This is a genomic window from Bacteroidales bacterium (assembly GCA_021157585.1).
Classification (GTDB): domain Bacteria; phylum Bacteroidota; class Bacteroidia; order Bacteroidales; family UBA12170; genus UBA12170.
The window spans coordinates 1-10,368 of sequence record JAGGWH010000019.1; the positions used below are offsets into that span (position 1 = coordinate 1).

The 10,368-nt window shown below is 33.4% G+C and carries 10 protein-coding genes; 4 read left to right on the plus strand and 6 right to left on the minus strand.

The genetic code is table 11. From position 1 onward, the window contains the following. Together J7K39_00920 and J7K39_00925 are read left to right on the plus strand one after the other, a co-directional pair. Positions 1-618, plus strand: a 618-nt coding sequence (locus J7K39_00920; GenBank protein MCD6178441.1) for a hypothetical protein, incomplete at its 5' end; no start/stop codon positions are given. Between the two features lie 148 nt (positions 619-766). Continuing rightward, positions 767-1,966 carry a class I SAM-dependent methyltransferase gene (locus tag J7K39_00925; protein ID MCD6178442.1) on the plus strand — a complete coding sequence of 400 codons (1,200 nt, stop codon included), beginning with the start codon at positions 767-769 and terminating at the stop codon, positions 1,964-1,966. 89 nt (positions 1,967-2,055) lie between these two features. Here J7K39_00925 and J7K39_00930 read toward each other — a convergent pair whose 3' ends face one another. From J7K39_00930 to J7K39_00950, 5 genes are all read right to left on the minus strand, one after another. Continuing rightward, entirely contained in the window at positions 2,056-3,231 is a 1,176-nt protein-coding gene (locus tag J7K39_00930) for a PatB family C-S lyase (GenBank protein ID MCD6178443.1), read from the minus strand. Then, complete coding sequence (locus J7K39_00935) at positions 3,228-4,643, minus strand: redoxin domain-containing protein (GenBank protein MCD6178444.1); 1,416 nt, start codon at positions 4,641-4,643, stop codon at positions 3,228-3,230. Before J7K39_00935 ends, J7K39_00930 begins: the two co-directional genes overlap by 4 nt. Before the next feature lie 10 nt (positions 4,644-4,653). Further along, positions 4,654-5,271 carry a DUF1684 domain-containing protein gene (locus J7K39_00940; protein ID MCD6178445.1) on the minus strand — a complete coding sequence of 206 codons (618 nt, stop codon included), beginning with the start codon at positions 5,269-5,271 and terminating at the stop codon, positions 4,654-4,656. Between the two features lie 17 nt (positions 5,272-5,288). Then, positions 5,289-7,325: a tetratricopeptide repeat-containing sensor histidine kinase gene (locus J7K39_00945; protein ID MCD6178446.1), complete on the minus strand. Its 2,037-nt coding sequence runs from the start codon at positions 7,323-7,325 to the stop codon at positions 5,289-5,291. 62 nt (positions 7,326-7,387) lie between these two features. After that, complete coding sequence (locus J7K39_00950) at positions 7,388-8,032, minus strand: YdcF family protein (GenBank protein ID MCD6178447.1); 645 nt, start codon at positions 8,030-8,032, stop codon at positions 7,388-7,390. A gap of 82 nt (positions 8,033-8,114) precedes the next feature. Between J7K39_00950 and pdxH the strand changes: the two genes are divergently transcribed. Both pdxH and J7K39_00960 read left to right on the plus strand, forming a co-directional pair. Further along, a complete protein-coding gene (gene pdxH, locus J7K39_00955) occupies positions 8,115-8,708 on the plus strand; it encodes a pyridoxamine 5'-phosphate oxidase (protein ID MCD6178448.1) in 594 nt (197 codons plus the stop codon). A gap of 55 nt (positions 8,709-8,763) precedes the next feature. Further along, positions 8,764-9,972, plus strand: a complete 1,209-nt coding sequence (locus tag J7K39_00960; protein ID MCD6178449.1) for a glycosyltransferase family 4 protein — start codon at positions 8,764-8,766, stop codon at positions 9,970-9,972. Here the strand turns inward: J7K39_00960 and J7K39_00965 are convergent. Continuing rightward, positions 9,956-10,368: sulfite exporter TauE/SafE family protein (locus J7K39_00965; GenBank protein MCD6178450.1), on the minus strand; the 413-nt coding region annotated here is incomplete at its 5' end. The two genes, J7K39_00960 and J7K39_00965, sit on opposite strands and share 17 nt — an antisense overlap.

The window sequence follows — 10,368 nt, forward strand, 5'->3', positions numbered from 1 at the left end:
AAAGTTGAAAATACAAGTCTATTTAATTTTCCTCCTGAATTTATGGCAGAAATTGTAGGTGGAAATACAAGGCGTTTGAATAGCGAATGGGTACACTACTTTTTTAAGCATAGCAATAATCAAATAGAATATGATTATTTGGTGTTTGTCAAAATCAAAAATGTTCAGGTTTCACCTGATGATGTGAAAAGTATTGACCGTGTTTTTAAGAAGAATGTGGAAGATGGTTTTGAATATGTTTTGGATGCACGTGGAAATGTGAAAAAAGATACTGCAGGAAACGATATCAAAAAAATCAAATACAAAGCTTTGCAATGTGCATTAGTAGAAACTATTCAACATAAAGAAGCTCGATTTACAGGCGAAGTTGAATTTTTTGAATTGAATCCAGTGGAGCGTTTAATCGGACAGAAACCTTTTGGAACAGAAACTGTTTTCCATCACGTTTCGGCACGTGCTATTGGCGATGTGAGGGCTTTGGATACTGAGGCAAAAGAGCTTATCAATAGCAAGCAAATTCCTTTTCCTACGGATGAAGAACTTATTTTTAATAATGCTATGCGAATTCAAGAGGCCATTCATCGTATTTTACGCTCGAATCAGGTTTATTTTAAATAGATTTTAGTTTTTTGTAATTATTAGAATTAATACTTTTCTTTGTGTAGCTCAGTGGTTCTTTGGGTTTCTTTGTGTGATAGCTATTACACAGAGGATAACAAAGTAGACGCAGAGTGTCACAAAGATTTTCATATAAATGAAGAATATAATGAGACTACATAGAAATATTGTACAAGCTGTAATTGATGGTTTAGAAGAAATTTTCGGAAACGGAGCTTTGGCTGATCGCGTTGTGAAAAAACAGATTAAAAGCGATAGGCGTTGGGGATCAAGAGATCGGCGATTTATTGCGGAGAGTATTTATGATATTGTGCGCTGGTGGCGCTGGTATTTGGTGATTGGCGATATTGAAGAGCAAGACACTGAGCGCTATACAAAGGTTGTGGGTGTTTATTTGCGGAATAAAGGAGTGGAATTCCCAGAATGGTTTGTCCCAGAAATCCCTGATGGGAAAACAATAGAAAGCAATAAAGAAAAATACAGCAGTGAGTTGAAATATTCTGCTTCAATTCCAGATTGGTTAAATGAATTGGGAAAAAAAGAATTGGGTACTAATTGGGAGAAAGAAATAAACGCTTTAAATCAAATGGCCGATGTCGTTTTACGTGTAAATACATTAAAAATTGAGAAAAAGAAACTGATTCTGCTTTTGAAAAAAGAAGGAGTAGAAGTTGAAGAAATTCCTGATTTTCCGGATGCTTTAGTTTTGGAAAAACGACGGGATTTAAGTCAGTTAAAAACGTTTAGAAATGGTTTCTTTGAGGTGCAAGATGCTTCATCGCAATTAGTTGCGCCATTTGCGCAGGTAAAATCCGGAATGACGGTTATTGATGCTTGTGCGGGAGCAGGAGGGAAGTCTTTGCATTTAGCTGCTCAAATGGAAAATAGAGGCAAGCTGTATTCGATGGATATTGAAGAGGGAAAACTCATTGAGCTCGACAAAAGAATTAAACGTGCGGGCTGTAGAATAATAACGCCACTTTTGATTCAAGAGCAAGATTTGAATGAGTTAAGTGCTCGTGCTGATGTCTTGTTGATAGATGCTCCTTGCAGCGGTCTGGGTGTAATGCGCCGTAAAGCCGATACCAAATGGAAACTTAGTTTGGAAAAGATTGAAGAGTATAAAAAAATGCAAGAGCAAATTTTGGATGACTATCATCTGATGCTTAAAGCAGGTGGTGCATTGGTGTACGTAACTTGCTCTATTTTGCCTTCGGAAAATGAAAAGCAAGTAGAGCATTTTCTTGCTAAAAACGAAGGTAAGTATAGCCTAGAAGAAGAACGGAAAGTGATGCCTAGCGAAGGTTTTGACGGATTTTATATGGCTAGGTTGCGGAAGAAAAATTAGATTTGTTATTTATATTTTACCACGAAGACACGAAGACACGAAGACACGAAGACACAGAGCATAAAGATAATATAGGGATGTATAGCTAATTAATTCAATAAATCAACAGCAGTTTTAAGTTGAAGCAAAGCTTTCTCCAAAAGCGCGTGTGGACAAGCTACATTCATGCGCATAAAGCCTGATCCGTTTTCACCAAAGATATTCCCAGAATTAAGACCGATTCCTGCTTTGTGAACTAAGAATTCTTTTAGTTCTTCGTCGCTCATCTCAAGCGCTTTAAAATTGAGCCAAAGCAAATAAGTGCCTTCTGGTTTAAGGAAATGAATTTGAGGAATATTTTTCTTCAGGAAAGAAAAAACGAAATCAATATTTCCCTCTGTATATTCTAACATCTGCTCACGCCAATCATTCCCATAATTGTATGCGGCTTCTGTGGCAACATTGCCGAATAAATTTCCTTGAAAAAGATGAAAGCTATTCAGTATGGCGTTATATTTTTTACGTAGGTTTTCATTTTCAATGATGACAAAAGAAGTACTCAGCCCTGCTATATTAAAGGTTTTGCTTGGAGCCATAAAGGTGAGTGTTTGCTGTTTTGCTTTTTCTGAAATGGAAGCAATCGGAATATGTTTGTGGGGTGCAAATACCAGATCGGCATGAATTTCATCACTCACAATTATTATATCATTTGCTGCGCAAATATCCACAAGCTCTTCTAATTCTTCTTTTTTCCATACACGACCAACAGGATTATGTGGACTGCTTAATAAAATCATTTTTGTTTGGGAATCGATTTTTGATTTTAAATCCTCAAAATCCATTTCGTAATAGCCATCATTTTCTTTTAAAGGATTGATGACCATCTCTCTTTCATTTCCTTCAATACTGATGAAAAAAGGAAAATAAACAGGTGTTTGAACAATGATTTTATCGCCTGGTTTTGTTAATGCCAAAATGCTTAATACAAGTCCGGGAACTACGCCTGGACTGAAACTAATATTGATCTTTGGAATTTTCCAAGCGTGATTTTTACTGAGCCATTTTTGAATAGAAGTATTATAGCCATCAGGTTTTAAAGTGTATCCATAGATTTCATGTTTCGCTCTTTCAGCAATGGCTTTTTGTACGCATTCTGGACTGGCAAAATCCATATCGGCAACCCACAAAGGGATTATATCGGCTTTGCCGAAATAAATTTTTCTTAGGTCGTATTTTACTGAATTTGAATCGCTTCGGTCAATAGGTTGGTCAAAATTATATTTCATTTCTTGTTTTGCTTAATCTTTTCGTAATTGCTAATAAAATCGAAAAGTTGATTGCTTTTAATTTGCTTTGCGATAATGGTTTTGTTTTTATCGAGGACAAAGATAAAAGGAGTGGAGTAAACATTGTATAATTCGTGGAAATTTTGAGTGTAGCTTCGTGGCCCATTTACATTAATCCAATTCAGTTTATGCTCATTAATATAAGTTCTCATGGTCTGCATATTTGTGTCGGCACAAACGGCAAAAACCTCCAAGTCCATTTTTTCTTTATTCTGTTTGTAGAACTCTAAAAGCTTTGGCGTTTCCACTTTACAGTGCCCACATTTTGGATCCCAGAAATAAAGTATAGTATAGTTTTTATCAATAGAATACATAGATATTGGACTTAAATCTAAATTTTGCATAACGAGATTTGGTCCTTTTTTTCCTATAAGGGAATTACTGCGTTTTTTTGCTTCTGTAAGAATGTTTTTTAATACTTCCGCATTAAGCCAGGGTGCTTTTCCTTTTGCATAATAGTTATTTGCAAAATGAACTAAAATAGCATCATAACCCATACGATGCGATTGATCGAATTTAAGTGTTAAATGCCATAAACTATATTCATATAATTTTGATTTTTCGTCGAGGCGATTTAAAAACGCGTCTATTTCTTTTATCAGACTATCAGGTGCCGGATGTGCAACAGCATTAAAATAATATTCGAGTTTATTGTGAAAAACAGGAGTCCGGATAAGTCTGTCATCATTAAAATCCATATAATCCCAATAATGCTTTTTGTAGTTTTTAAAAGCCAAAATAGAATCTTCTTTTGAAATAATGATTGATTTATTTGTCTCAGGGCTTTTCATAGCAAGAAAAAAGTGGGAGATAAAAGCTTTAGGATAAGCTTCAATTATAGCCTCTTTATAGTCAACAATATCTGAGTTTAGCTCTTCAATTTTTTTATTGAGAATGGCTATGGAATCGTTATTGTGATTTAAGTTTTTAATCTGATGTTGATAGCTTTTAAGTTGTTTGAATTGTATGTTTGAATGGGCGAGGTAATCAAAAAATAAAGAGTTTTCATTGGAGCCTTTCACCTTCATTTCTTCAATTAGATTCTTCATATCAGAATCAAATTTTAGGTGCTGACTATCAGAGATTAAGAATTCAAAAATTGTATTTTTCTCTTGTCCTACAATAATATAAATGCCGCCATCTAAATGTTTTTTGCCTTCGAATAGATAATTGTTTTTTCCTTTTCTTACGGTCGTATCAACTAAAAAAGTTTTATCTCCATAATAGTTTGCGAGATATAGAACACTATCTTCTACGCCTTTAATTTTTAGTTCTATCTTATAGCTCTTCTTGTTCTGAGCCGAAAGAGTTAGAACGGAAAAGATAAATAGAAAAATAAATAAGCGTTTCATCATAATGATTTTAATGTGTTGCTAAATGAAATTTTTTTTCTCCGGCAAGGATTTTAATATTTAAGAAATTTTCGGGCGGTGGAATTACGCATGACCATCTGTCGTCGTAAGCGCAATAAGGATTATAAGCCAAATTAAAATCTACGGTTATTTTCTTTGTTTTGGGGATAAGGATATCGATATATCTGCCTCCACCATAGGATTCTTTGGCGCTGGTTAAATCCTGAAAAGGAAGAAATAGATACTGATTATAAGCCGTGTCATCAATGTAATCCATATCTTGAAAAGCACCCAAAGTAAATTCTTTGTTTTTAAGAGTAAAATGGAAATTACCATATTTTCGATAAGTGGGAGCTCGATCGGTAGATGTTGCCATAACAAAAGGTTTTTCTTCAGGAGTTTGTTCAAAAGTTCCTTCAACACAGAAATCAGGGTCTATATCAAAATAATCTAAACCGTTAAATTCAGCTAAATGAATTGGGTTTAATGGACTTTTTAAGGAGTCGCTGTATTCTCGATTTTTTTCACTCCTTTGTTGCTCAATTTTAGCAATGTAGATTTTAGCTTCTTCGTTTTGGCACGATATGCTAAAGATGTTTAAAAGTATAAATAGATAGTAAATTTTCAAATGCCTCATTATTGGTTTTATGATGTTGGTAATGTAAAAGTAAATAAGCTTCCTTTTCCGGGTTTACTTTCAACCCAAATTAAGCCGTTATTTTGTTGAATAAAATCCTTTGCAAGTAAAAGTCCAAGTCCGGATCCGGTTTCATTGGCTGTGCCTTTTGTGGTTTTATGTCCTTTATCTTCAAATATTCGTTTTAAATCGTCCGGTAGAATTCCTTTGCCATTGTCGGAAATAGAAAATTCTACCATATCATCTTTTTGTTGAGTGAGAATTACTATTTGACCATTTTCGTGAGTAAATTTTAGTGCGTTCGATAAGAGGTTTCTGATAACAGTTCCTATCATATTCGAATCGGCATATACATTTTTTTGACCTTTGAGTTCTAAACGGACATTGATATTTTTAAATTTAGCTTGATTTTTAAAAATTTCAAAAACGTCTTTGATAGCTTCATTAAGATCAAAAAATTCTGGGCTTTTGATAATATTACTGCTTTGTGTGCGAGACCAGATTAAGAGGTTGTCGAGTAATTCGTAAATGCTTTGGCTGGAGCTGTTTATCTCATTTGATATTTGAAAACGTTCTTCATCGTCCAAGGATTTCCATTGATCTATAATGAGATTAGAAAGACCCAAAACCGAATTAAATGGGTTTTTTAAATCGTGTCCGATAATAGATAAAAATTGCTCTTTAGTAGTGTTAGCCTCTTTTAATTTTTCATTTTGCTGACTTATTAAATTTGAAGCGTTCTTACTTTCTTTTACCTTATTTTGGTAGAAAAAGAAGATAACGGAGAGTGCAAGTAAAAATATAAAAGTAAAAAATCCGCTAATTTTTAAGTAGTTGTATTTTGTTTTTGTGAAAGTAAATTCTTGTTCTAAATTGGCATTTTTTTCTTCTAATAATTTTTGCTCAATAAAGTATTTTTCGTTCTCGTATTTATCTCTAATGGATTTAATTTGTTCCGATTGCTCAAAATTGTATAATTCACTATATGTTTTAAGGTATTTTTTTTGTGCTTTATAGGCTTCCTTCCAATTTTTTTGCTTTTCGTATACTTTTACAAAAGCTTGCTGAGTCATTAAAATAGTACGTTTATCGCCCAAAGCACTCCCTATTTCATAACCCCGTTTAATCTTATTTAATGCAATTTTAAACTTATTTATGTTTGAATAAGCAAGTCCTAAATTGATATTATTGTATGCCAACCCTTGTCTGTTTTGTATTGATTTATTGATTTTTTCTGCTTCTAAGTATAGCTTAATAGCCAAAGAATTATTCCCTCTTCCCATCTCTATTAAACCTAACTCATTAGTAACAATTGCTTGGCCTTTTATATCTTTATTATGTATATATTCAAGTTTTAGTTCACGTAAAAACCGTTCGGCTTCATCTAATTTTCCTTGCTCTTTCAGTATATCTGCTTTTAATTGTTTAATTACGGTTAATCCGATAGTATCGTTCAATTGAGTTTTAATTTTTTCCGCTTCATTAAAATAATACATGCTTTTTTCAAAGCTTTTTAGATGTCTATATAGGTTTCCTAAGTTTACCGATGTATATCCAATACCCTTAGTATTATTTTCTTTTTCAAATATTTTTTTTGCTTTTTCTATTGATTCAATTGCTTCGGGATAACTATTTGTTAATGTGTAGATTCCTCCAATATTATTGTAAGCGTAGGCTGTTTGAATTATGTTATCAGTTTTAATTGCCCATTTTAAAGCTTGCTTGTAAAGGTCTAAAGCATAATTATACTCTCCCTTATTGCGGTGTACAACCCCCAAATAATTAAAAGCTTGCGAATAATTCTTATCCAGCTTGTTAGCCTCAATGGTAGCAATGGCAGAATTTCCGTAAAACATGGCTTCTTCGGGATTTTGGTTCCGCAATATCCAACACAATTGCATGTCTAAATCAATTTTATTTTGGATATCCGTGCTTTTTTTTATTTCCGATTTAAGGCTGTCAATAATAATATTATTCTGTGATAGAATATTTAAGCTTATTAAAGGGGATAGAAAAATGAGTAGATATATTGCTTTAATTTTCACTTGTTTTAAATTGGGATTAAATATAAAAATAATAATGCTCTAAAATAGCTAATTTTAGTAAGCTACATAAAAAAGAACACATAAAAATAGCCAATTGCTTCGGTAATTATAGTTCGGGAGCCTTTACTTGTTTCCCACCATTTTTCAGGATCAAAACGTTGATCGCGTAAGGCGATAATCCCTATTTCTTTATCAGGCAACGCTTTCTGAAACAAAAACCATGTTCTTTTACTGTGTGCACCTAAAGAAACGAGGTTGAAATTCTTTATATTCGGATAGTTAATATCAATAAATTTCTTTAATGCTAAAGCCGATTGATAGGTTCGCTTTTTTAAAACATGCTTGCGTGGAACAGCAAAAACTTTTGTACTGTCGGCACCTAATTTTATTAAAATATTTTTTGCTAAATCGGCAGTACTTATAAAGTTTGTTGCTAAATATCCAATGTCTAAGGGCCCGCCTGTAGTGATAATAATTTCATAATCGCCTGTTGCATAAATATTATAAGCTTCCTCAAGAGCAAAGTCATCCATCCAACCTTCTACTACCAATACTTTTGTACTAATGGTTTTGTTGGGAGAGAGGTAGTTATAGATATTTTCTCTTATATAGTAAGAAATAAGAAAGATTGTGAATAAGATGATTAGTAAACCAAACCAGCTTATTCTGTAACATTCCTTTTTTTTAAAGAGTTTGGGAAGTTGCATAAAAAATGTATTTTGCACAAAATTAAGGTTAAATATACTCATTTTTATGGTTTTTTCTCATGCTGATTTTTCAAAAAATATTTTGAAAAAAGACGAAATGCAAGCTGATCCGTATCTGCAATTTTTAAATTGGATAGGTGATTACATACAATTAGGTGTTTCTAATAGCATTGCAGTAACTCTTTCAACAATTAATAAGGATGGTTTTCCGTCGAGTAGGATAGTGTATATCAGAGGATACGATTCTGATGGATTTGTGTTTTATACAAATTATAATAGTAATAAAGGTGAGGAAATTAGAACAAATAATAAGGTTTCTATATTATTTTATTGGCCGGAATTGGAAAGGCAAATTCGTGTTTGGGGTACGGTGGAGAAAGTTGAAGATAAAATATCTGAGGATTATTTTAAAGAACGCCCAAAAGAAAGTCAGGCGGGAGCTTGGATTTCTAGACAAAGCAAGGAGATTAAAGACCGAGTGAAATTGGAAAAGATGCATCAGACTTTTTTGCGGAATACAGGCGACAAAATTATTCCTCGTCCTAAGTTTTGGGGTGGTTACCGACTGAGACCAAATATGTTCGAATTCTGGCAAGGCAGAGAGAGTCGTTTACATGATCGTTTTCTTTATAAACAGATTGGAGATAGTTGGGAAATAAAGCGTTTAGCACCATAAGGTTTACTTATTGTTTTTTTAAAAAATAGACTTATATTTACCAAAAGTATTAATTATGCGAATTGGGATTGAAGGCCAACGACTGTTTAGGCTTGAAAAGCACGGTATGGATATTGTCGCTATTGAGCTTATTAAGCACCTTCAGGAAATAGATTCTGAAAATCAATATTTTATTTTTGTGAAAGATGGTGATGATGACGATTGGTACACTCCCTCTCGTAATTTTCATCTTGTTCGTACAAAAAAGGCAGCGTATCATATTTGGGAACAGTTTATTTTGCCGCGAGAAGTAATTCGTTATAAACTTGATATCCTACATTGTACAAGTAATACTGCACCGCTGTGGTTAACAACACCCTTGGTTTTAACTTTACACGATATTATTTATCTCGAGAATTTTCAGTTTGTATCCTATCAATCAACAATGTATCAATTGGTTGGTAATTTTTATCGACGTTGGGTAGTCCCCTCTATTCTTAAATCTTCAAAGCGTATAATAACCGTTTCTAATTCTGAAAAAGACATTATCTTAAAGAGTTATCCGGAACTTAACCATAAGTTATTTGTTATCTATAACTCTATGGCCGATGGTTTTTTGGATATTGATAAGTCGAGGTATCCCGAAATAAAAGAGAAGTATAATTTACCAAAGGAATATATTTTTGCTTTAGGAAATTCAAGTCCCAAGAAGAATCTTCCAAATGTTTTGAGAGCTTATATTATTTATCATAAAAGCTCTCCAAATCCTTTGCCTTTTATCTTAGCCGATGAACCACCATCTGATATATTTGGATTAATGGGAGTTCATATACCTAAAAATGTTGAAAAAGATATTCGTTTTATAGGCTATGTTAAGAATACGGACATCCCATTGATTTATGCTTTTAGCAAAATGTTTATTTATGCCAGCTTGCGCGAGTCTTTTGGAATTCCAATTTTAGAAGGAATGGCGGCGGGCGTTCCTGTAATCACTTCTAATGTGAGTTGTATGCCCGAGATTGCCAAAGATGCAGCCGCTTTGGTTGATCCTTTAAATCCTGAAGAAATTGCAGCAGCTATCAATCGGATTTTGAAGAATAGAATATATTCTAATCAGTTAATTATTAAAGGAAAAAAACGAATTGAGCATTTTGCTTGGATTATTTCTGCGGCCAAAGTACTGGAAATTTACAAAGTGCTTTATGAGGAGATTAAAGATAGGAAAACGAATCGCTTTATGCGGAAATTAGAGAATTACTTTATCCGACCTAGAAAAAAGAGCTAATTAATCCATAGCTTTTCTCAATCAAAACCATCAATACAAAACTCATAAATAGGATATCGAGGTATTTGCGCTTTAATTTTGTACTCCATCTTACACCCAAAGGACTACCAATTAATACGCCTACAGCTATGGGAATAATGCAAGACGGAATAATATAGCCAATTGTTTTAACACCATCAATGCTTTGTGGTGCTTGAGTGATTAAATTGTTCACCGTCATTGTTGTAGCACTTAGAAAAATCATAGCCAGAGAAATTACCTTGGCTTTAACTAAAGAAATCCTAAAACGTAAAGTGAGAATTGGGATAATAATAACTCCGCCGCCTAATCCGCTTAAAGCCGACACAAAACCTGCTATTCCTCCGCTAAAAATTCCTTCTGTTGTAGTAATTTTTC